The organism is Photobacterium minamisatsumaniensis (genome assembly GCF_050336695.1).
Taxonomy (GTDB): Bacteria; Pseudomonadota; Gammaproteobacteria; order Enterobacterales; family Vibrionaceae; genus Photobacterium; species Photobacterium minamisatsumaniensis.
In genome coordinates this window covers 23,756-46,190 of the sequence record NZ_JAKJSI010000052.1, presented here as the reverse complement: position 1 = coordinate 46,190, position 22,435 = coordinate 23,756, and the positions used below count along the sequence as shown (strand labels likewise).

Genomic DNA, 22,435 nt, shown 5'->3' with positions numbered 1-22,435 from the left:
ACAAGGATGTAACTATGACGTTAAAGGACTTTGGCGTAAGTGCAATCACTGCCGCCATACTCACTCTCAGCGCACCCGCCTTTGCGGCCAATACTGGCTCGGTCGTTGCCAGCCAGAGCAAAGCAGACAAGTCTGCCGCAGCCTCACAGACTAAAATCGATACATACGCAGATGACACCGAAGCAATGCTAGCGGAATACAAAGGCCTGTTGCGCCAAATCGACAGCATGAACGTGTATAACACGCAAATTAGCCGGATGGTCGACTCCCAGCAAGGTGAACTGGATTCACTGAATCGTCAAATTGCGCAAATCGATCAAACCGCAATGGAAGTGGTGCCACTAACACTAAAAATGATTGATGCCTTAGACGAGTTTGTGGTGCTTGATTTGCCGTTTCAATCTCAAGAGCGCGCACTACGGATCAATGAATTACGAGAATTGATGGATCGCGCCGATGTCACCACCTCAGAAAAATTCCGCAAAGTAATGGAAGCCTATCAGATAGAAGAAGGCTTCTCCCGTTCGATTGAATCTTACAAAGCCAGCCTTGAGCGTAACGGCGAAACTGTTACCTACGACTTCCTACGCATTGGCCGTACCGCCCTGCTTTATCAATCACCCGATGGTGGTGAAACTGGAATGTGGAATCAACAAACTCGCCAATGGGAAACCCTGCCACAAAGCTACCGTATTGCCGTCCAGCAAGGGCTGCGTATCGCCAAGAAACAAGCACCACCAGCACTGATCAAACTACCTGTTTTTGCCGGGGAGGAAGGATAATGAACGGATTCAAATCACTGGCAGCAGCCTTAGTTGCAGGGCTACTTTTAGCTAGCCCCACACAAGCCGAAACGCCAACATCACTGGCTGAGTTATTAAAATCGGTAAAATCTAATAGCATTGTTGAATCAAAAGAAAGCAAGCTTCGAGAAGCTGAGTTCCGTATCGACCGCAACGACCAAGCCGCGCTACTGAAACAAGCCAAGGCAGAATTGTTAGCAGAGACTCAGCGAGGCGATCAGCTCAAAGCAACCTTTGATAGCAACGATAAAGAGCTCACCGTATTAACGGAAACCCTACGCCAACGCTCTGGTACGCTAGGTGAAATGTTTGGTGTTGTTCGCCAGTATGCAGGGGAATTTAAAGGGCTGTTTGCGGCATCACAAAATGCAGTCCAATTTCCTGAGCGAAATGCGTTACTCACCAAACTTGCCGAAAGCAAGGAGCTACCATCAACACTTGAGCTAGAAGCCTTCTGGCACACTATTCTACAACAAGTGGTTGTTTCTGGTGACACCACCACCACCCCAGCAACGGTCGTTTACGGCGAAGGTAAAGAAGCCGTTCAAGACGTTACGCTGATCGGTGAATTCAATGCCATTTCAGACGGTAAATACATCACCTATGTACCGCAAACCGGAAAATTTGAAGAGCTATCACGCCAGCCAAGCAAGAACATCATGCGTAACGTGCCTGACTTTGAAAGTGCAAACAATAGCTATGAGCCATTGTTTATCGACCCTTCTCGCGGCGTCATTCTGTCTCTGTTGGTTCAAAGCCCAACCGTACAGGAGCGTGTAGATCAAGGTGGTTTAGTTGGCTACGTAATATTAGGTATGGGTGCGATAGGCGCAATTATTGCTATCTTTTGCTACTTCCGCCTAACAATTATTAGCCGCAAGATGAGTAAACAAGCCAAATCTGAAAGCGTTATCAATGGTAATCCTCTAGGTGAAATTATGGAGGCTTACCTTGGACATAGCGGTAATAACCTCGAAGATCTTGAAGCTAAATTTGATGAGGTAATTTTACGTAATGCGCCTCGCATTGAACGCTTTGTCGGCTCAATTAAACTCTTTGCCTCGGTCGCCCCATTACTTGGTCTACTCGGTACAGTCATGGGAATGATCGGTACTTTCCAAGCCATTACTCTATTCGGTACTGGCGATCCAAAACTGATGGCCGGCGGTATTTCAGAAGCGCTGGTTACCACCATGCTTGGTCTTGTTGTCGCTATTCCATTGCTATTCTTCTATACCCTTGTCCATAGCAAGAGCCGCCGCTTAGTACAAACATTGGAAGAGCAAAGTGCAGGCTTTATCGCCCGCTATCAGGAAAAGCTGCATTCTGCCGACAGCTAAGGAGGCACTATGTGGTGGTTAATTGAAGAAGTGGAATCCATCCGACGATTTCTCGGCATGGGCGGCGATGTCTTAATGGCTCTCTTCGTTCTTAGCCTGATGCTCTGGACTGTATTGCTTGAACGCTGGTTTTACTTTGCCGCAGTACTGCCGCGGTCAATAAAAAAAGCGGAAGCTAAATGGGCTGCCCGCTCAGAGCACCAAAGCTGGAACGCCAAAATGATCCGCCAAGAGATAGTCTCGATCCAAGACATCGAAAATAAACGTGGATTACCCGTTATCAAAGTGCTTATCGCGTTGTGCCCGCTATTAGGGTTACTCGGCACGGTGGTGGGAATGATCCAGGTATTCGATATTCTGGCAATCATAGGAACAGGAAGCCCCCGAGCAATGGCCTCGGGAATATCAAAGGCAACAATCCCAACGCTTGCTGGCATGGTCGCATCATTATCTGGGTTGTTTTTCAGCTCACGGCTCGACCATCTAGCTAAAGTCTCCACGCAAAAGTTGGAAGACACATTAAAGCATTTTGCCTAAATAAACGGAATTTAGAGGTATAAGTCATGAAAAGACGCTATAGCAGCGAAAGCAGTGACGAAGCAGCCATCGATATGACACCGATGCTCGACATCGTGTTCATTATGTTGATCTTCTTTATTGTCACAACGTCCTTTGTTAAAGAAGCCGGTATTGATGTCAATCGCCCAAGCGCCAACACTGCGCAGACCGTGAAAAAAGGAAACATCATGGTTGCAGTAGGCGCCGCCGGGGATGTATGGGTTGATAAACGTCGAATCGAAGTGGATGCCGTGCGCGCGAATATTGAACGCCTACGCGCAGAGAGCCCAGACGGTGCTGTTGTGATCCAAGCTGACGAAGAGGCCAAATCCGGTATCGTCGTGAAAGTCATGGACCAGATAAGAATGGCCGGTGTACAAAGCATCTCCATCGCCGCAACGAATAAGGATTAAGCTTATGCGGTATCTGGCCTCATTAGCACTGGCGCTCGTTGTCTCCCTTGGGTTGTTCTGGGGGATGGACAAGCTCGTTAATAAAGAGCGTCACGAGCTAGCGTCGAATGATGACCTGAGAATGGTTGATTTCATTCGCGTTAAATCAGAAGAAAAAGTACAGGAGAAAAAACGCGAGCTACCCAAGCCGCCACCACCGAAAAAGCCACCACCGCCGCCTGAAATGAAGGTCACCTCAACGGTGAAACCAGTGATGGAGCAAATCCCTATGGATATGCCCAAACTGGACCTTCCAGTAAATGTAACAGGCGGTTCAGTACTTGGTCATTACAGCCAAGGCGGCGGGGCGAAGTTAGCCGGAAATGGCGGCCCCGTTCCTCTGGCAACTTTCCAGCCGCAAATGCCGCGTAAAGCAGCCCGAGCTGGTATTGAAAGTGGCGTGGTATTACTCGAATTTACAGTCAATGCCCGTGGTTCGGTCGAAGATGTCAAAGTCTTAAAAGAAGATCCCCGCCGTTTAGGTCTTGGAAAAGCGGCCAGAAAAACGGTATCCAAATGGACATTCAAACCCAAACAGGTTGATGGAAAACCTGTAAGCGCACGTTTGTCTCAGGAAATTGAGTTCTCAATCAACTAAGGAGTCACAATGCAGAAATACTATCAACATTTGCTGGCTTCATTGATCTTGCTAGTCGGAGCCCTTGCGGCTCCGGCCGTGGCCAAGAGCAGCCCTGAACTCAGTGACCGCACCTTTCGAACCGTTAATAAAGTACAGGAGTTAATCGCGACAGAACGCTACAACGACGCCATAGAGAAACTAAGCGATGCACTAGAGGGAACCAAGGCCAAGAAATATGACCGCGCTGTACTGCTACAGCAAATGGGTTTTTTATATTCATTGCGTGATAATTACCCGAAAGCAGCAGAGTACTTTGCAAAGTCATTAGCCCTTGACGCGCTTCCAGTGCCCGTTGCCCAGCAAGTTCGCTATAGCTTGGCCCAGTTGTATTTAGCCGAAGAGCAGTTTAAGCAATCGGTTAAGACCATGAAGCACTGGTTTAAAGTGGCAGAAACAACAGAGGAGAAACCACAAGCCCATGCCTACATCACGCTGGCCAGCGCCTATGTTCAATTGGAAGACTATAAAAGTGCCATCTCACCGGTGAAGCAAGCAATCGCAATGAGTCCATCACCCAGTGAATCGTGGTACTTACTGTTGATGGCATCGCATTACGAATTGAAGCAGTTTAAAAGTGTCGCAGGGGTACTAAAAACGCTGACCAACAAGTACCCACAGAAGAAGCGCTACTGGATGCAGCTCTCAGGCATTTATATGGAGCTAAACCAAGAGCGAAATTCGTTAGCAACTCTCGAAGCCGCTTACAAACTCGATCTCTTAGAGAGTGAGAAAGAAATACTGCGTTTAGTGAATTTCCAGGCCTACCGTGGGATCCCTTATCGTGCAGCGAAAACACTGCAAGCTGAAATGGATACAGGCCGTGTCACTCAATCAAAGGAAAATATTGAGCGACTGGCAAGCTTTTGGCAGCAAGCAAAGGAAATCGATAGTGCTATTTTAGCGTACCAGCACGCTTTCGAACTTGAGCAAACGGCAAAAGCGCAACTGAAAATTACCCGTTTGATGATACAAGCCCAGCAATACCAACAAGCAACTGTATTTACCCAACGCGTTGTTGCTAATGCTACTTCGGATGATAACGCTGAATTGGCCTACCTGAGAGGTATGGCTTACTTTGAGCTTGAACAACCAAGCCGTGCTTTGCAAGCGATGCAGTCCGCTGCGAAATCAAAAGAAATGAAATCTGCAGCCATACCGTGGATAACATTTCTAAAAGATCAAAGCTAACCTTTCAACGATTACCAATGATCTGTGTGTGAGTCAGTCACACTCTTTTGGGAAGCTTTTGCACTGCATTAGCTTCCCGTTTTTTATCTCTACTCGATATGTTTACTTACTCGCTATCTCGATTTTATCCGTATCCGGTTGCTCTATACGTGGCTGAGTATCATAGATAGGATCTTCCGAGCGAGATATCAGAGCGTCATTCATCATTTGTTGATGGGATTGCTGTAGCGACATTACGACCTGATAACGATTTTTTGCATTTAACGACTCAACAACAGCGCGTTTTTGTTCGGCCATTACAACGTTAAGATCATCATGCCACCGTACATCACTCTTCTCATCGGCGTGTGCATAAGCGGTACTTATCGTCGAAAACAGCACCAAACAACCAGCAGCTATTGTATTCATGTCTCTCTCCTTACATTCCCAGTATTAGAAACTGAGACATTGCAGTTTACATGCCAAGGATTAAGCTTCTGAAACAAAAGGGAAATAAAGGAAAGCATTTATGAAGAAAATAAACAGTGGTGAATATATAGTCATATTATGGCGTAATTCGCCAATGTTTAGCCCATAAAAAAGGCCGCCTCAGCGACCTTCTTATATAGCAACGTCACCGTGCAGTTAGCGTGCTGCCAACCATGTCGGTACATCTGCTACGCTATCAAGCACAACAGTCGCGATACTCTCACCCGCTTCAGTTACTGGCTTGCCCGTACGAACCAAAATTTTAGTCCCTACTTCTGCCGCTGCAGCCGCTTCCATATCATCAGCTTTATCGCCAATCATCACCGAGTTCGCCATGTCGATTTTCAAGAAATCACGGGCTGAAATGAACATGCCCGGCTTTGGCTTACGACAATCACAGTCTTGCAGGTAATCACCTTTGCCTTCCGTTGGGTGATGCGGGCAATAATAAATACCGTCGAACTCAACACCGTTATCGACAAAGTTCCAGTCCATCCACTCCGTCAAGGTTAGAAAGTCATCTTCGGTATACATGCCTCGAGCGATCCCAGCTTGGTTGGTCACCAGAACAAGCATATACCCCATCGCCTTTAGCTGTTTGCAGGCATCAAAGACACCTTCAACATACTCGAAGTCATCCACGGTATGTACGTAACCATGATCAACATTAATCACACCATCACGATCGATAAAAACTGCTGGTTTAGCCAAGCGTCAGCCCTCTGTCTAGCTGTATTGTAGTCGTCAAATTATGACATGGGTCGCAGCTGGATTCACCTCTTTATCACCGTTGCTGCTCAGTTATTCAATTTCAGTAATCATTGAATCAAAATAGCCACAAAGCCGTTTGGACGTCTAGACGTAAAAATATCTATTGACTTCATTTGTCTTAGCCCATAGCATCAACGCAATAGATGAGGTTAGCTAACTGTTATCTCACGTGATAAAAATAATGCAAACACATAAAACAACATGACAATATGCCATTAACGCTTCACGATAAGTAATAACATATACGGCATATGATTCAGGATGAACAATGATAGAAATAAATAGAGTTAACAAGGTGTTCTATCAGGGGGAAAGGGAGATCCACGCGCTGCGTGATATTAACCTTACCATTGAACAAGGCACGATCTTCGGCGTAATAGGCTCTTCCGGTGCAGGTAAAAGCACCCTGATCCGTTGTGTTAACCTTTTGGAAAAACCAACTAGCGGTCATGTCATTGTTGATGGCACCGATCTTACGATGCTATCAAGCCAAGAGCTAACCCAAGCTCGCCGAAAAATTGGCATGATTTTCCAACATTTCAACCTGCTTTCATCCCGTACCGTTTTCAAGAATATCGCGTTACCACTAGAACTGGCTGGCGCGTCAAAAGATGCCATCGAGATGAAGGTCAATGAACTTCTTACACTCGTAGGCTTAGCCGATAAAAGCGACACATATCCATCAAATTTAAGTGGCGGACAAAAGCAACGGGTTGCCATTGCGCGTGCCTTGGCTTCTGATCCGAAAGTACTACTTTGTGATGAAGCCACCAGCGCACTTGATCCAGCGACAACTCAGTCTATTTTAGAGTTACTCAAAGAAATCAACCGTAAATTAAACCTAACCATTTTGCTTATTACCCATGAAATGGACGTGGTCAAAAGTATTTGTTCACAAGTGGCAATTATCGGAGATGGTGAGCTGGTCGAAAAAGGCCCTGTCGGTGATATCTTTGCTCACCCCAAAACAGCCCTTGCACGTGAGTTTATCCGTTCTACGCTAGATCTCTCAATTCCTGAAGATTACCGTGCACGCATGGTTGAAACCCGTATCGATAACAGCTACCCATTAGTACGCTTAGAGTTTACTGGTGCGTCGGTAGATGCGCCGTTGATATCACAAGTTGCCCGTGAGTTTAATATTGATATCAGTATTCTAAGTTCAGATATGGACTATGCTGGAGGCGTTAAATTTGGCCTTATGTTGGCTGAATTATTCGGTACCGAGCAAGCTGCGGAACAGGCCATTGCCTTCCTTCGTGATCATAAAGTCAATGTAGAGGTATTAGGTTATGTTGCTTGAATCTGTTGTAACCTGGTGGACAGAAAACGAACGTCTCGTTCAACTGCTAATTGATGCCCTAGGCCAAACCCTGGTAATGGTTTTTGTATCAGGACTTATTGGCTTTTTGATCGGTATCCCTGTCGGCGTTGCACTGCACCTAACCAAAGAAAACGGTTTGCTGGCAAATCCATTCGTAAACAAAGTACTCGGTATCGTGACCAATATTGGCCGTTCGATCCCGTTTATTATCTTACTTGTGGCAATCATTCCTTTTACCCGCTTCGTTGTCGGTAGTTCCATCGGTACCGCTGCGGCTATCGTCCCGCTAACCGTAGGTGCAATTCCTTTTATTGCCCGTTTAGTGGAAGGCGCACTCCTTGAAGTACCAACAGGCTTAGTTGAAGCCGCGCAAGCTATGGGAGCAAAACCAAGCCAAATCATCAGCAAGGTACTATTGCCTGAAGCATTACCGGGTATTGTTAATGCAGTTACGATTACACTGGTTACCCTTGTCAGCTATTCAGCGATGGCGGGAACGGTTGGCGGTGGCGGCCTTGGCGATGTCGGTATCCGATATGGCTACCAGCGATTCGATGGCACAGTCATGTTAATCACCGTGGTCATGCTGGTCATCTTGGTGCAGATTATTCAATCTGCTGGCGATCACCTCGTTAAGCGTTTCGATCATCGCTAAAAGAACACGATTTAAAAGATATATAAAAGACAATTACTATCTAGAATTACGGAAAACCCCAATTTAAGGAGAAATAACATGGCGTTTAACTTGAAGAATCTTTTTGCTGTTGCAGGCCTAGCATCTGCGCTAGTACTAGCTGGTTGTGGCGACAAAGAAGCCGTTATCGATAACAGCAAAATAAAAGTTGGGGTTATGGCGGGTGCTGAAGCACAAGTTGCTGAAGTGGCAGCAAAAGAAGCCAAAGATAAATACGGCCTTGATGTTGAGCTTATCACTTTCACCGACTACGTTTCACCAAACGCAGCGCTGGAAGAAGGCTCTATTGATGTTAATGCTTTCCAACACAAGCCATACCTTGAGCAGCAAATCACTGACCGCAACTACAAATTTGCCGTTGCAGGTAATACTTTTGTTTACCCAATTGCCGCTTACTCAAGCAAAATCACATCACTTGATGAACTAAAAGATGGCGATCAAATTGCAGTGCCTAACGACCCAACTAACCTTGGTCGCTCATTGCTACTACTTGAGCAACAAGGTCTATTAACGCTAAAAGAAGGTGCAGGCCTAACCGCAACAGTACTGGATATTGTTGAAAGCCCGAAAAACCTAAGAATTGTTGAACTGGAAGCCGCTCAGCTACCGCGTTCTTTAGATGATGTTCAACTTGCGATTATCAACACCACTTACGCAAGCAGCATCAATCTAACGCCAGAGCGTGATGGTGTATTTGTTGAAGATAAAGACTCACCATACGTTAACCTGATTGTTGCTCGTGAAGATAACGTAAATGCAGAAAATGTGCAGACGTTCATCAAAGCGTATCAGTCAGATACCGTTTATACCGCTGCGCAAGAAATCTTCCAAGGTGGTGTGGTTAAGGGTTGGTAATCTCCCTCTTAACGGTACTATCTGATATTGAATTGCCCTAGCTTATGCTAGGGCTTTTTTTGCCTTGGCCATAATGCTATGTTCTGCGCATTCCCCCACTGGCCAAAATTGTTATGTCATACCAAATTGAACCGATCGGTGTTATCCGCTCCCCTTATAAAGAAAAGTTTGCCGTACCACGCCAGCCCGGACTCGTTCCTAGTGCACGCTCAGAGATCGTCCTCCAAGGGGAAGCTAATGTGATTGAAGCGGTTCGAGGTCTTGAGCAATTTAGCCATCTGTGGCTACTCTTCCTGTTTGATCAAAACCTTGATGCCGGTTGGCGGCCAACCGTCAGGCCGCCTCGGCTTGGTGGCAACGAACGTATTGGCGTTTTTGCTAGTAGAGCAACCTTTCGTCCTAACGGTATCGGCATGTCTGCGGTAGAGTTAAAAGGGGTTCGCCAGCAAGGCAGTGATGTGATCATCGAGCTCGGGGGCGTAGACTTAGTTGACGGCACACCAATTGTTGATATCAAGCCTTATATCCCTTACTCAGACAGCTTACCTGAGGCACAAGGTGGATTTGCTACCGAGCAGCCAGACACCTTACCCGTTGTCTTTTCGGCACAAGTAGAAGTACAGCTCAATGAGCATCAACAACAACGTGCAGTAATTGAAGAAGTGCTGGCGCAAGATCCTCGCCCCGCCTATAAAAAAGGCAAAGCCGACCCCAAAGAGTACGCCGTGCATTTATTTGACTACAATGTAAAATTCACAGTCAACTGCGAACAAGTGCAGGTGACTTCACTAGAAAAGGCTAAGCTCAGCTAAAAGATTCCTCGTACCCTCACTTGTTCCCTTTGGCGAACAGCCAAATGGCTGGTAGTATATGCGGTTATCACCACGTTGAGTGGTTGGGGCATTCTCCCCTTATTCTCTTTTATATCAACCAACGGATACCATCAATGCGTACCAGTAAATATCTTCTTTCAACGCTGAAGGAGACTCCAAACGACGCAGAAGTTATCAGCCACCAGCTGATGCTACGTGCAGGTATGATCCGTAAGCTGGCTTCAGGTCTTTACACCTGGCTACCTACAGGTCTGCGTGTTCTGCGTAAGGTCGAAAACATTGTTCGCGAAGAAATGAACAATGCCGGTTCAGTCGAAATGATTATGCCCGTCGTTCAGCCTGCTGATCTATGGCATGAGACAGGCCGTTGGGACAAGTTCGGTCCCGAGCTCCTACGTATCGCTGACCGCCACGATCGCCCGTTTGTGTTAGGTCCGACGCACGAAGAAGTGATCACCGACATGGTTCGCAACGAAGTTAAGTCATACAAGCAGCTTCCGCTGAACCTGTATCAAATTCAGACTAAATTCCGTGATGAAGTACGTCCGCGTTTTGGTGTAATGCGCTCTCGTGAGTTCATCATGAAAGATGCATACTCGTTCCACCTAAACCAAGAAAGTTTAGAAGAAACGTACGCAGAAATGCACCAAGCATATTGCAACGTATTCAGCCGTATGGGTCTAGATTTCCGCCCAGTATTGGCTGATACCGGCTCTATCGGTGGTTCTGGTTCGCACGAGTTCCATGTACTTGCAGAGAGCGGTGAAGATCTTATTGCCTTCTCTACCGAGTCTGACTACGCAGCGAACATCGAGAAAGCTGAAGCTGTCGCACCAACAGCGGCACGTGCTGATGCAACAATTGAAATGACGCTGGTTGACACACCAAACGCAAAAACCATTGCCGAGTTGGTTGAGCAGTTCGATATCGCTATCGAAAAAACAGTCAAAACACTGTTTGTTAAAGCTTCAGATGAAGTTGATGCTGATCTTGTCGCCCTGATCATCCGCGGTGATCACGAGCTAAACGAAATCAAAGCTGAAAACCTAAAAGAAGTGGCTTCACCTCTGGAAATGGCAACGGAAGAAGAAATCCGTGCATTGATCGGTGCTGGCCCAGGTTCTCTAGGCCCTGTCGGTCTTGATCTACCATTCATCGTTGACCACTCTGTTGCGGTAATGAGTGATTTCGGTGCAGGTGCTAACATCGACGATAAACACCACTTCGGTATTAACTGGGGTCGTGACGTTGAACTAGGTCAAGTTGAAGACCTACGTAACGTCGTTGAAGGCGATCCAAGCCCATGTGGCCAAGGAACACTTCTACTAAAACGTGGTATCGAAGTTGGTCACATCTTCCAGCTAGGTAACAACTACTCGACATCAATGAACGCATCGGTTCTTGGTCCTGATGGTAAGAACACTATCATGGAGATGGGCTGTTACGGTATTGGTTGTACCCGTGTTGTCGCTGCTGCTATCGAACAGAACCACGATGACAACGGTATTATCTGGCCTGCTGCGATTGCACCGTTCCAGGTATCTATCGTGCCAATGAACATGGCGAAGTCTGCAGAAGTTAAAGAAGCCGCTGAAAAGCTTTACGCTGATCTAACCGCTGCGGGTATCGAAGTGTTATTCGATGACCGCAAAGAACGCCCAGGTGTAATGTTTGCAGATCACGAACTGATCGGTATTCCTCACACCATCGTTATTGGTAACCGCAGTCTAGAAAACGGCGAGATGGAATACAAAGACCGTCGTGCTGGTACTAAAGAAGCTGTTGCTATTACAGATATCGTTGAGCTAGTTAAGCAAAAAATTGCTTAACCTCAATTAGAACTGATTCGAGAGCCTCCTATATGGAGGCTTTTTTTTGCCTCTTTTTATGGACATCACTCACAAGCTCTTTTGCGGATAAACACCTTCTTCAGGTTCGGTGTATAGTTATAAGTAGGCGCATTACAAGGATAATAAATGGCAAAGGAACAGCCAAAGATCAGTTTATTACTGACAGGTGGGGGAGCCAGAGCGGCTTACCAAGTTGGCGTATTAAAAGCCATTTCCGAGTGGTACCCTCGCGTTCACCATAGCCCTTTTAGTATCTATTGTGGGACATCTGCTGGGGCAATCAATGCAATTTCGATTGCCAGTTATGCGTCTTGCTTTCGGCTTGGCGTAAAGAAGCTCGAATGGATTTGGTCACGCCTTCATAGCCGCCGTATTTTCAAAACGAGCCCTACCGGTATGACAGGGTACCTCGCTAACCAATGGTTTGCCCGTTTACAATCATCACATCATGAAAGGCCACCATTTGGTTTACTCAATAACCGTCCATTGCGCCAATTACTTAATCAGGTTAATAATTATCACCGCCTTGAAAAACAAATAACCGCGGGTAATTTACACGGAATATCTATCACGGCTTCAAGCTATAAGAGCGGACACTCTGTCAGCTTTTTCCAAGGGCAGCAGGCAATTAGCGAGTGGGACCGCGCCAAGTCAAAAGGGCGGCGTGCACTGATCAGCACTGAGCATTTATTAGCATCCGCAGCCATCCCCCTTGTTTTTCCCGCGACGCGCATAGGCCGAGCTTATTACGGTGATGGTTCTATTCACCAACTCGCCCCGCTACGTCCCTCGCTTAAAATGGGCGCTGATAAAATACTGATCATCGACTTAATCAATCAAAAACTCGATAAGCGTGATCATACCCGAGCGCCAGGGCTGGCAACATTGGGTGGCCATCTCATGGACACCATATTCAGTGATACCCTGACCGCAGATCTTGAAAACCTATCACGCACCAATTCTTTGCTGTCTCACCTTCCGCTTGATGCTCAACGTGATCAAGGAATGAAAGTTGTCAATCATATTCACTTATCACCAAGCCAATCATTCGAGCCCTTAGCGCAAGACTATTATTGCCAGCTTCCCCCCATGACACGAACGCTTATGCGGCTCGCGGGGATCAGCCCAAAAGATGATGCCGCAATCACTAGCTATATCTTATTTGAGCCAGCCTATATACAAGCCCTTATCAATATGGGCTATGAAGATACGCTCGAAAAAGAGTCGAGCCTTCGTGATTTTTTGAAATAAACAGTTAATAATTAACAAAAAAGTTACCTAGCTATTGAAATGGCTTAATTTTTGCCTATAGTAATCTTCCTAACATTTATTTGACGCTAATATGGATCTGAGCCTCTGGAACAACATTCTGGCAGATGAACATAAACCAAGGAAAAAACCCCTTGGGGCTGATCAGCGCCTGTTGATCTTGCAAAAGCTACAGGGGAAACTTGATCTTACTGTGTTATTTGAAATCTTCGCCCGAGAAGTCGAAAAGCAAATTGATATTAGCCGCTTGATCTGGGAGTTTGATGACACGACAACCCCAGTACGACGCGGCTCAGCAACCGAGTACCGTCAAACCTTTATCCTCCGCTTTAGTGCAAATGAGCTTGGTAAATTACAATACTGTACCCCTTACCCGCTTGATAAAGATGAAGTAAACCTTCTTCATACATACCACCGCCTATTTGCTGGCCCTTTAATGAGTGCCATTGAATACCGCCGCGTCAAAAACATGGCACTGCGTGATTACCTCTCTGGGCTTGGTAACCGTAGCTGTTTCGAGCAAGACATTACCCATGCTATTGCGATCAGTGAGCGACGCAATGTTGGGCTGGTGATGGTCATGTTTGATTTGGATAACTTCAAGCAAGTGAATGACCGTTTTGGCCACCCTGACGGTGACAAAGTCATTCGCCATTTTGGACGCCTAATTAAAAATTCAGTACGCGCTTCAGATCGCTGCTACCGTATTGGTGGCGATGAGTTTGCCGTGCTTCTTCAACCAGCGACAGATAAATCAGCCGCTCATGTGATCCAACGGGTCGATCGGTTCATGGCTGAAGATGCGATTCTACGCACGCTAAAAATCGGTTACTCTTGTGGTTTTAGCGCCTACCAAAAAGGTGATAGCAGTACGTTATTGGTTGATCGAGCTGACCGCCATTTATATAGTCATAAGCGCAATAAGTAACCACTTCAAACCACCTTTACTGCCCACCTCCGATCAATCTGGTATAGTGAAAGCGATAGTTATTTCATCAGTCTTGTTTGATCTTTCTCTTTCCAAAACAAACATACTGACGAAATCACTGTTTATGTAAGGAAACCCAATGAAAGTTTTTGAGTGCTGTGAACTGATCCGTATGACTTACGCCCAAATTGGCGGTGGCGAACTGGGCTACATCCCAAATGCGATTCATTGTGCAGTCAAAACCCTCGACTTTATTGCCGCGAATGAGGAGCTACCAAAAGATGTGCGTGACCGCGCCGCTTTTGCTGCCGCTAACTTATTGATGAGCGATCACGAGGACGTCTAATGGATTTGAACAACTTTGAGAGCATGGATCCTGTCATGCTGATGAGTATCGTCAACATGAAGATCCGCGATGAATTTGGCGATCTGGATAACTTGGTCAAATACTACGATCTCGATAAAGACAAGCTGATAACCAAACTCGCCGGTGCGGGGTTTGATTACCTGCCGGAAGCCAAGCAGTTTCGCTAATACCGCGAAGTTATCACCAAATATAAATAAAGTTAGATACCATATATAAGAAAAAAAACGGAAGCCAAGGCTTCCGTTTTTTATTGTACTAATACATGACTCAGTGTTTACTTCCCGTTAATCTAGCCTTTAAAGACAGGCAGTAGATTCGCCATCGCCAGCATATGGAAGGCGGCCGTCAGTACCCCGAACGCGATCACTACATAAATCGTCACATTCCCGCCAGGTACTACAAATCCTTCTTGTTCAGGTACTCTTTGACGTAATGTTTTTGCCAATATCGCAGGGATAATACAGGTCCAAATTGTAGCAGCAGCGCCAGCCAGACCAATCGCAGCGACAAAACCAAACGGTGCAACTAACGAGAACACCAATGGCGGAACAAAGGTCACCCCCCAGGTTTTTAGTCGTCCTTGCTTGGTATCGCCAAAGCCAAAGAAGTCAGCCAAGTAATCGAACACACCCAGACCAACACCGATGAAAGATGAGACAATTGCGGCAATCGAGAATATATGCAGTGCTTGTTTAATGCTATTTGAATCTATCGCTGAAGTAAGTGCTGACATCAAGGCATCCACACCACCACCAGCTGACACAACAGGACCAAACGCCTCACGGGGTACATTGCCAAAAATGCTGATCACCCACCCCAAATAGAACGTAAGGGCTATGACAGTACCGCCAAGAATGGCTTTTTTGGCTATGTACTCATCTTGGTAGTAATCACGCATCGTGCTCACCGAATGGTGGTAGCCAAATGACGTTAACGCGACGGGCAACAAGGCTAACGCATAGGCCGAGTAAGGGGTTTCAAGCTGGCCTTGTTCAAACAGCACCGGCACGCTGATATTCGAAGCCAAACCAGAAATACCCAGCACAAAACTGATGATCATAAATAGGATCAGCACAATAGAAATACGGTCCACCGCACGGGTAGAGTGCAAGACAAAGGCCGAGCAGACTGCAACAAACAAAACAGAAGCCAATTCACGCGTGACACCTAGTATTTCACTAAAAATCATACCTGATGATGAAATATACGCATAGAGCAGAATGCCACCTACAAAATAAAGCGATAAGTTATTAATAAAATTAACTTTTTTGCTTAGCAAGTCTTTAGTGACAGTATTAAATGAGGATTTAAACTCGTAATGCTTAAGTGCTTCTAACAGTAACCATCCGGACAACGTCATCATGATCATCGTGACAGAAATGGCAACCACACTCCATAACGTCCACGCACCCGCACCCGCGCTTGGTAACCCAAGCATGCCTGCCCCAACACAAACACTGGCGATAATACACGCGCCCCCAAGTGTGGATGGTTTACTCATAATGACTCCTAAATAACATTAACGTATCAGCGTGCTAGTACAATAATGTGTTCTGACTTTTTACGCAACCGTAGAGGATTCATTTGGATGAAAGATGAACAGGTAGATGGAAATTTTGCTTTACAGTTATTATCGACATAAAAAAACCGCAGCAAACACCCGTTTAAAGGTCTTTGTACGGTCTTTAATGTATTGGCTATATCGAGGCGGCGTTTTTACATTTTTGCAAAATAAGCGGCGACATTGGCAATATCATTATCATTGAGCATTGATGCCTGCGGCTGCATAACCATAGCCATCCCGCCAGTACGTTCTTTGTTTTTATACGCTTTTAAGGCATTCACAAGATATTGCTCATTCTGCCCTTTTAGGTTTGGGTAACCAGGGATCACAGCAATACCATTTGTTCCATGGCAGGCGGCACATACTGCCGCCTTGGCTTTACCGGCATCGGCGTCACCTGCCGCCATTACTGGACTGGCAACTACGGCTGCTAACATTGCTATCGCAAAAACTTTCTTCATCAGGTCCTCTTTTCTTATTGTTTGTTATCCATACACTTCAATCGTAACTAAGCATCTAAGTCACGATAGAGCCAATTAAATTGTGCCTTTTTTCACTTAACATTGCACCTTGAATGCAGAATTACGCCACTCTAAGTCACAATCATTACCTGCAAAACCCTCAACAACAAACAATCCAGCAACCGCAACTAGCGCCTCACCATAGAACAACAACGGGGTTCGGCGTCGATTCCAGCTTGGGACGCCATATTCTTGAAACAGTTTTTTAAGCTTACGCTTACCGACTCGGCCAACAGGCTGAACAGCCAACCCAGCGGGCTCGAACCTAATCGTCACAGGCTCATTTTTTGCTGGCAACCGCAATGTGCCATGTTCACTTTTCGCTAACGTCACCGTCCCTAAATCATGCGGTAAACAACATGGCTGCTCGAGTTGGCACGTTAGTACCTGCAAGCTCACATCAGGCCATTGCTCCAGAAGATACAAGCGCTGCTCGAAACGGCGTACCTCATATTGGCTCCAACAAAGTTTAGGGTTAGCATCCGCTTTTGCCAAAATAACGTTGTGCCATATTTGTTCAAGTTGGGCTTGAGAAGGCATCAGTACTTTTTGCAAAGAGAGCCATTGACGTATCAGTGCTTTCCCTTGTCGCTCACTGCCTAATCCCGCAATGCTTAAGCTTTGATCTGGATGTAACGCATGGGCTAATTTATCTGCCAACAATTCTTGCAGTAATGCCTCTTGCTCACCACACAATGCAGCACTGCGCACTACCGACTTTCGTATTCCAGGCCAGCGCTCAGTCAGTAGAGGCGTCACACTATGGCGTAAGAAATTACGGTCATAACGCTGATCACAATTACTTTCGTCTTCAACCCATTGTAACTGCTGCAATGCCGCGTATTGCTCAACATCACCCCGGGTCACCCCAAGCAAAGGTCGCCAGTGCTCGCCTTTAGCAAACGGTGTTAACGCAGGCATAGCAGACAGTCCAGCAGGGCCACTACCTCGCTTAAGCGCAAGTAACACGGTTTCAAGCTGATCATCAGCATGTTGAGCCGTTAACAGTGTACTGCCTTGCTGTATATGCTTCGCTAATGCTTCATAGCGGGCAACACGTGCCTCTTGCTCTAAGCTTTTACCCTTACCAAGATCAAGCACCACACGCTCTACAACACATGGAATACTTGCCTCTTTCGCCCACGCTAAGCACTGCCCTGCCCATTGATCGGCATGCTGGCTCAAGCCATGGTGCACATGTACAGCATGGCAATGTACATGAGGGTTGTCCTTTAAATAGCGCCCCATCAAATGCAGTAGTACTCGAGAGTCCATCCCGCCACTTAGTGCAAGGATAAAGTGAGTGGTATACGGCTGGTGGATTTGAAGTTCATTGGTTAGATGGGTGTAAAGCATGAGGGGATCCAATAAAAAACGCGTTGGACATGATACCAAATTCAACGTTGAACAAAATGGATAAAAAAACGGGCCAGCGAAATCGCTGACCCGTTAATATCTGATTTTCAGAGATACCTATACGTATCGCAAGGTTTAGCAGTAACCGTAGCCCATCAAGCGTTGGTAACGGCGCTCAAGTAGTGCTTCAGTATCTAGTGCATCAAGTTCAGCTAACGTTGCTAGAATCTGCGCTTTCAGTGAACCTGCGATAGCAACAGGATCACGGTGTGCGCCGCCTAGTGGCTCTTCAATAATATTGTCGACAAGCTCAAGCTCTTTTAAGCGATCTGCCGTCATGCCCATCGCTTCAGCCGCTTGTGGGGCTTTGTCTGAGTCACGCCATAGTATCGATGCACACCCTTCCGGTGATATCACCGAGTACGTTGAGTATTGCAGTATATTAACGCAGTCACCGACACCAATCGCCAATGCTCCACCCGATCCACCTTCACCAACAACGTTACAGATCACTGGCACGGTTAAACCAGCCATGGCTTTTAGATTGGTTGCAATCGCTTCTGATTGGCCACGTTCTTCGGCACCAACACCTGGGTATGCACCCGCAGTATCAATGAACGTGATAATCGGCATTTTAAAGCGCTCTGCCATTTTCATTAGGCGTAAGGCTTTACGGTAACCTTCCGGCTTAGGCATACCAAAGTTACGCAGTACTTTTTCTCTGGTTTCACGGCCTTTCTGATGGCCAATAACCATCACAGGACGACCATCAAGACGCGCAATACCACCAACCAGTGCCTTATCATCGGCAAACGCACGATCACCTGCGAGTTCGTCGAACTCGGTAAGCATATGTTCAACGTAATCAAAGGTATATGGACGTTGTGGGTGGCGCGCTAATTGTGCAACCTGCCAAGCACCTAGATCACCAAAAATTTTATTGGTTAGCTCTAGGCTTTTCTTCTCAAGCTGTTCAATTTCTTTGTCTAAATCAACCGATTCAGACCCATCGCGACGTGATACGTCACGTAGCGCTTCAATTTTTGCTTCTAGTTCAGCAATCGGCTGTTCAAACTCAAGGAAGTTCAGGCTCATACCACTTCAATCCTTTTGCTCATAATCATTTTATTATTCAATAACTATGGGCTAATTTAATTAAACTCAAGCTCTACTTGCTTCTCACCCAGCAATAATTTCAGATCGGAGATGAGTTGATCTGCTGGGGTAACGCGCCATTCTGTCCCTAAGGTCAGCTTAGCGCGCGCATTCGAGCGCTGATAATACAAATTTACCGGTACAGTACCTGCCCGGTGTGGCTCCAGCACACGGCTAAAGCGTTCAAAAAACTGTTCATCAATTTGCCTCTCAGTGACTGAGATAGCAAGTCCCCGGAGGTGTTTTTCTCGTGCATCTGAGATATCTAGCACTTCCCGGGCGGACATTTTAAGGCCACCGTTGAAATCATCAAAGCTGACCTGTCCAGAAACAACTAATATTTTATCTTTTTCTAATAAATCAATATACCGTTCAAGTGGCTCTGAGAACAGCATGACTTCCATTCGGCCACTGCGATCATCGAGTGTCATTAAACCAATTCGCGTACCGCGCTTGGTTGTCATAACACGTGCTGCAATCACCAAGCCTGCAACCGTCACCACTTTATCCCGGCCTGTTGGGTGAGCGTCTTTCAAACGCCAAGTCGTATAGTGCTTCAACTCTTTGACGTAGGCATTAACTGGGTGGCCAGTTAGATATAAACCAAGTGTATCTCGCTCACCTTCCAGCCACACTTTTTCTGGCCATTCAGGAATATTGGCATACGCATGCTCCACCTCTTCAGGTGCAGCGGTGAGTACCCCGAACATATCCGTTTGGCCAAAAGCTTCTGCTTGGTGATGCTGGCTCGCTGCCTTAATCGCATCATTGAGCGTTGCCATCATGGTTGCTCGGTTTGGCCCTAAGCGATCCATTGCGCCTGACTTGATCAGTTTTTCCAATACTCGCTTATTCACTTTCTTGGTATCAATACGGGCACAGAAATCAAATAAGTCTTTGAAGTGACCGTCTTTTTCTCGGGCTTCAATAATATTCTCAATCGGACCTTCACCGACCCCTTTCACCGCACCAATACCGTAAACAATGGCACCTTTATCATCAACGTTAAAACGATATAGCCCTTTGTTTACGTCAGGCGGCAACAAGGTAATCTTCATCCGGTGACATTCATCAACCAGACCAACAATTTTATCGGTATTATCCATATCGGCAGTCATTACCGCCGCCATGAATTCTGCCGGATAGTGCGCTTTTAGCCACAGCGTTTGATACGATACCAAGGCGTAAGCTGCTGAGTGAGACTTGTTAAAGCCGTAACCCGCGAACTTTTCAACCAAGTCAAAGATTTTCATGGCGAGCTCGCCATCAACCCCATTCTTGATTGCGCCGTCTTCAAAGGTGGTACGTTGCTTAGCCATCTCTTCTGGTTTTTTCTTACCCATTGCACGGCGCAACATATCTGCGCCACCCAAGGTGTAGCCAGATAAAACCTGAGCGATCTGCATAACCTGCTCTTGATACAGGATAATGCCATAGGTCGGTTCAAGAATTTCTTTTAGCGATTCATGCTGCCAAGTCGCATCTGGGTATGAAACTTCTTCTCGGCCATGTTTCCGGTCGATAAAGTTGTCTACCATGCCCGACTGGAGCGGCCCCGGACGGAACAAGGCAACCAGTGCGATCATATCTTCGAAGCTATCGGGCTGAAGGCGTTTAATCAAGTCCTTCATGCCACGAGATTCAAGCTGGAATACCGCAGTAGACTCTGAACGCTGAAGCATGGCGAACGACTTCGCATCATCCATAGGAATAGACGCGATATTTATCGGCTCTTTCCCTTGCGCCTCTAAGCGCGGGTTGACCATACCAAGCGCCCAGTCAATGATCGTCAGTGTACGCAGGCCTAAGAAGTCAAACTTGACCAAGCCTGCGGTTTCAACATCATTCTTATCGAACTGGGTGACGGGGTTTGCGCCTTCGGCATCACAATACAGCGGGGCAAAATCAGTGATCGTGGTGGGTGAAATAACAACACCACCAGCGTGCTTACCCGCATTACGTGTTACACCTTCGAGGATGCGACACATATCAATCAGATCTTTTACTTCTTCATCGGCAGCATAAACCTGTGGCAATTGCGGCTCAGCCTCAAACGCTTTCGCCAACGTCATGCCCGGTTCAGCAGGTACCAGTTTAGAGATACGATCAACAAAGCCATATGGGTGACCAAGCACACGCCCAACGTCTCGAATAACCGCTTTTGCCGCCATCGTACCGAAAGTGATGATCTGAGATACGGCATCTCGACCATACATTTCCGCCACGTGATCAATAACCAGATCACGTTTATCCATACAGAAATCGATATCGAAATCGGGCATGGAGACACGTTCAGGGTTAAGGAATCGCTCAAACAGCAAATCAAATTCAAGCGGATCCAAATCAGTAATATCTAGCGCATAAGCTACCAATGAACCGGCACCAGACCCTCGACCAGGACCAACAGGCACTGCATTATCTTTCGACCACTGGATAAACTCCATAACGATCAAGAAATAACCTGGGAACCCCATCTGGTTGATAACTTTCAGTTCAATATCAAGGCGTTCATCGTATTCAGGGCGACGCTTATTCCGCTCTTCTTCATCAGGGAATAAGAAAGCTAAACGACGCTCAAGCCCTTTTTGTGACTCGACCACCAAGAACTCTTCAATGGTCATGTCGCCCGTCGGGAAGTTGGGCAGGAAGTATTCCCCAAGACGAACGGTGACATTACAGCGTTTAGCTATCTCAACACTGTTTTCCAATGCTTCTGGTATATCAGAAAACAGCTCACACATTTCCTCTTCAGTACGTAAATACTGTTGCTCGCTGTAAAGCTTTGGTCGGCTAGGATCGACCATGGTGTAGCCATCATGAATCGCTACCCGTATTTCGTGAGCATCAAACTGATCGGCCTTTATAAAGCGCACATCGTTCGTAGCAACAACAGGCAAGCCCACATTTTCTGAAAGGGTAATCGCGAAGTGTAAATAGGCATCTTCATCTGGGCGACCCGTTCTGACCAATTCCAAATAATAGGAATCTTCAAAATGGGTCTGATAAAACTCAACACATTTATCGACTAGCTGTTGGTTGCCCTTGAGCAATGCCTTACCTACATCACCGGTTTTGCCACCAGAGAGTAAGATCAGGCCCTTTTTATGCTCAACCAACCATTCTTTATCCATTACGGGTAAATGTTGTACATGGCCACGTTGATAGGCCTTAGAGATCAACATGGTGAGGTTTTGGTAACCGTCATTGTCAGCAGCCAAAACCGTTAAATCACACAGTTCATCGCCAAGTTCGTCAGACATGACTTTGAAGTCCGCCCCGATAATGGGCTTCATGCCTGCGCCATGCGCAGCAAAATAGAACTTCACCAAACCACATAGGTTAGTAAAATCCGTTAGTGCCATCGCCGGCATACCCATCCCTGCCACGGTTTTCACCAGTGGCGGAACTTTTGATAAGCCATCGACCATAGAAAAGTCACTGTGGACACGAAGATGAATAAAGCGAGGATCTGCCATGACTAACCAGATTTGATATGTGC

22 protein-coding genes are annotated in these 22,435 nt (G+C 46.5%); 15 read left to right on the top strand and 7 right to left on the bottom strand.

All coding sequences use genetic code 11. The features are described 5' to 3' along the window. Positions 1-14: 14 nt before the first annotated feature. From L4D78_RS24220 to L4D78_RS24195, 6 genes are read left to right on the top strand one after another with little or no spacing between them, the layout of a single operon-like run. Complete coding sequence (locus L4D78_RS24220; RefSeq protein ID WP_428469307.1) at positions 15-782, top strand: DUF3450 domain-containing protein; 768 nt, start codon at positions 15-17, stop codon at positions 780-782. After that, the gene (locus L4D78_RS24215; RefSeq protein ID WP_428469306.1) at positions 782-2,143 is read left to right on the top strand and encodes a MotA/TolQ/ExbB proton channel family protein; all 1,362 of its coding nucleotides are present in this window, start codon (positions 782-784) and stop codon (positions 2,141-2,143) included. Before L4D78_RS24220 ends, L4D78_RS24215 begins: the two co-directional genes overlap by 1 nt. A 9-nt stretch (positions 2,144-2,152) precedes the next feature. Further along, a complete protein-coding gene (locus L4D78_RS24210) occupies positions 2,153-2,680 on the top strand; it encodes a MotA/TolQ/ExbB proton channel family protein (protein ID WP_428459133.1) in 528 nt (175 codons plus the stop codon). 26 nt (positions 2,681-2,706) lie between these two features. Beyond that, positions 2,707-3,114, top strand: coding sequence for an ExbD/TolR family protein (locus tag L4D78_RS24205; RefSeq protein ID WP_428459134.1), 408 nt, complete (start codon positions 2,707-2,709; stop codon positions 3,112-3,114). A 4-nt stretch (positions 3,115-3,118) separates the two neighbouring features. After that, on the top strand, positions 3,119-3,751 hold the full coding sequence (locus L4D78_RS24200) for an energy transducer TonB (protein WP_428469305.1): 633 nt from the start codon (positions 3,119-3,121) through the stop codon (positions 3,749-3,751). A 9-nt stretch (positions 3,752-3,760) separates the two neighbouring features. Beyond that, on the top strand, positions 3,761-4,981 hold the full coding sequence (locus L4D78_RS24195; RefSeq protein ID WP_428469304.1) for a hypothetical protein: 1,221 nt from the start codon (positions 3,761-3,763) through the stop codon (positions 4,979-4,981). Positions 4,982-5,083: 102 nt separating this feature from the next. Here L4D78_RS24195 and L4D78_RS24190 read toward each other — a convergent pair whose 3' ends face one another. Continuing rightward, a complete protein-coding gene (locus L4D78_RS24190) occupies positions 5,084-5,389 on the bottom strand; it encodes a hypothetical protein (protein WP_428469303.1) in 306 nt (101 codons plus the stop codon). A 216-nt stretch (positions 5,390-5,605) separates the two neighbouring features. Then, the gene (gmhB, locus tag L4D78_RS24185; RefSeq protein ID WP_428469302.1) at positions 5,606-6,160 is read right to left on the bottom strand and encodes a D-glycero-beta-D-manno-heptose 1,7-bisphosphate 7-phosphatase; all 555 of its coding nucleotides are present in this window, start codon (positions 6,158-6,160) and stop codon (positions 5,606-5,608) included. A gap of 328 nt (positions 6,161-6,488) precedes the next feature. Between gmhB and metN the strand changes: the two genes are divergently transcribed. The 9 genes from metN (at position 6,489) to L4D78_RS24140 (ending at position 14,507) form a co-directional block, all read left to right on the top strand. Continuing rightward, the gene (gene metN / locus L4D78_RS24180; RefSeq protein ID WP_428469301.1) at positions 6,489-7,523 is read left to right on the top strand and encodes a methionine ABC transporter ATP-binding protein MetN; all 1,035 of its coding nucleotides are present in this window, start codon (positions 6,489-6,491) and stop codon (positions 7,521-7,523) included. Next, positions 7,513-8,199: a methionine ABC transporter permease gene (locus L4D78_RS24175; RefSeq protein WP_428469300.1), complete on the top strand. Its 687-nt coding sequence runs from the start codon at positions 7,513-7,515 to the stop codon at positions 8,197-8,199. Before metN ends, L4D78_RS24175 begins: the two co-directional genes overlap by 11 nt. A gap of 78 nt (positions 8,200-8,277) precedes the next feature. Next, positions 8,278-9,093 carry a MetQ/NlpA family lipoprotein gene (locus tag L4D78_RS24170; protein WP_428469299.1) on the top strand — a complete coding sequence of 272 codons (816 nt, stop codon included), beginning with the start codon at positions 8,278-8,280 and terminating at the stop codon, positions 9,091-9,093. Positions 9,094-9,206: 113 nt separating this feature from the next. Continuing rightward, a complete protein-coding gene (gene tsaA / locus L4D78_RS24165) occupies positions 9,207-9,905 on the top strand; it encodes a tRNA (N6-threonylcarbamoyladenosine(37)-N6)-methyltransferase TrmO (RefSeq protein ID WP_428469298.1) in 699 nt (232 codons plus the stop codon). A gap of 134 nt (positions 9,906-10,039) precedes the next feature. Beyond that, positions 10,040-11,755, top strand: a complete 1,716-nt coding sequence (locus L4D78_RS24160; protein ID WP_428469297.1) for a proline--tRNA ligase — start codon at positions 10,040-10,042, stop codon at positions 11,753-11,755. 147 nt (positions 11,756-11,902) lie between these two features. Continuing rightward, complete coding sequence (locus tag L4D78_RS24155) at positions 11,903-13,027, top strand: patatin-like phospholipase family protein (RefSeq protein ID WP_428469296.1); 1,125 nt, start codon at positions 11,903-11,905, stop codon at positions 13,025-13,027. A gap of 91 nt (positions 13,028-13,118) precedes the next feature. After that, positions 13,119-13,973, top strand: coding sequence for a GGDEF domain-containing protein (locus L4D78_RS24150; protein WP_428469295.1), 855 nt, complete (start codon positions 13,119-13,121; stop codon positions 13,971-13,973). 139 nt (positions 13,974-14,112) lie between these two features. Then, on the top strand, positions 14,113-14,319 hold the full coding sequence (locus tag L4D78_RS24145; RefSeq protein WP_428469294.1) for a YaeP family protein: 207 nt from the start codon (positions 14,113-14,115) through the stop codon (positions 14,317-14,319). Beyond that, positions 14,319-14,507: a DUF4250 domain-containing protein gene (locus L4D78_RS24140; RefSeq protein ID WP_428469293.1), complete on the top strand. Its 189-nt coding sequence runs from the start codon at positions 14,319-14,321 to the stop codon at positions 14,505-14,507. The genes L4D78_RS24145 and L4D78_RS24140 overlap by 1 nt, the downstream gene beginning before the upstream one ends. 122 nt (positions 14,508-14,629) lie before the next feature. Here L4D78_RS24140 and L4D78_RS24135 read toward each other — a convergent pair whose 3' ends face one another. The 5 genes from L4D78_RS24135 to dnaE form a co-directional block, all read right to left on the bottom strand. After that, positions 14,630-15,841 (bottom strand): aromatic amino acid transporter, encoded by a 1,212-nt coding sequence (locus tag L4D78_RS24135; RefSeq protein WP_428469292.1) that lies wholly within the window; start codon positions 15,839-15,841, stop codon positions 14,630-14,632. 215 nt (positions 15,842-16,056) lie between these two features. Beyond that, positions 16,057-16,365, bottom strand: coding sequence for a c-type cytochrome (locus L4D78_RS24130; RefSeq protein ID WP_428469291.1), 309 nt, complete (start codon positions 16,363-16,365; stop codon positions 16,057-16,059). A gap of 96 nt (positions 16,366-16,461) precedes the next feature. Then, positions 16,462-17,781, bottom strand: a complete 1,320-nt coding sequence (tilS, locus tag L4D78_RS24125) for a tRNA lysidine(34) synthetase TilS (protein ID WP_428469290.1) — start codon at positions 17,779-17,781, stop codon at positions 16,462-16,464. Between the two features lie 135 nt (positions 17,782-17,916). Further along, positions 17,917-18,876, bottom strand: coding sequence for an acetyl-CoA carboxylase carboxyl transferase subunit alpha (accA, locus tag L4D78_RS24120; RefSeq protein WP_428469289.1), 960 nt, complete (start codon positions 18,874-18,876; stop codon positions 17,917-17,919). A 56-nt stretch (positions 18,877-18,932) separates the two neighbouring features. Beyond that, positions 18,933-22,412: a DNA polymerase III subunit alpha gene (dnaE, locus tag L4D78_RS24115; RefSeq protein ID WP_428469288.1), complete on the bottom strand. Its 3,480-nt coding sequence runs from the start codon at positions 22,410-22,412 to the stop codon at positions 18,933-18,935. Positions 22,413-22,435: the final 23 nt, after the last annotated feature.